Origin of the sequence: Microbacterium sp. BF1 (assembly GCF_019279095.1) — a bacterium.
In the GTDB taxonomy this organism is placed as follows: Bacteria; Actinomycetota; Actinomycetes; order Actinomycetales; family Microbacteriaceae; genus Microbacterium; species Microbacterium maritypicum.
In genome coordinates this window covers 1-698 of sequence record NZ_JAGYWT010000793.1, presented here as the reverse complement: position 1 = coordinate 698, position 698 = coordinate 1, and the positions used below count along the sequence as shown (strand labels likewise).

The 698-nt window shown below is 70.2% G+C and carries 2 protein-coding genes; both read left to right on the top strand.

Annotated features, from left to right (window positions below; all coding sequences use genetic code 11):
* Positions 1-228: LamB/YcsF family protein (locus KZA10_RS16830; RefSeq protein ID WP_218683474.1), on the top strand; the 228-nt coding region annotated here is incomplete at its 5' end.
* Between the two features lie 19 nt (positions 229-247).
* On the top strand, positions 248-698 hold a 451-nt coding region (locus KZA10_RS16825; protein ID WP_218683473.1), incomplete at its 3' end, for an allophanate hydrolase subunit 1.

Below are 698 nucleotides of genomic sequence, written 5' to 3'. Positions count from 1 at the left end.
ACCGAGGAAGGGGCCGTGCTGCACCACCCGGATGCGGTCGCGGAGCGCATGGTGCGCCTCGCCTCGGAGGGTGTGATCCGTGCGATCGACGGCACCGACGTACCCGTGGTCGCCCAGTCGATCTGCGTGCACGGCGACAGCCCTGGTTCGGTGGCGATGGCGGCTGCGACCAAGCGGATGCTGCAGGACGCAGGCATCACGATCGCACCGTTCGCGGGCGCGCGATGAACACGGAGCACCTCGTCTGATGCGCATCCGCACGGCATCCGATCATGCTCTTCTCGTCGAGGCGGACGACCTCGACGAGGCGATGCGTCTGAACCTCGCCTGGGAGGGCATTCCCGGCATCGTCGAGCGCATCCCCGGCGCCCGCACCGTGCTCGTGCGCTTCGATCCGCTTCGCGTCTCGGCATCCGACCTTGCGACCGCGCTCGCCGCGACGCCGATCGACACCGCGCATCTGCCCGGCACGGGAGAGGTCACGGTGCCCGTGCGCTACGACGGCGAGGACCTCGAGGAAGCGGCATCTCTGCTGGGCGTGACGGCGGAGGAACTCGTGAACCGGCACCTCGCTGCCCACTGGCGGGTCGCATTCTCCGGATTCGCCCCGGGCTTCGGATACGTCGTGAGCAGCGACCCCCTGTTCGATGTGCCCCGCCGCGCGTCTCCGCGCACCCGCGTGCCCGCCGGATCGGTCG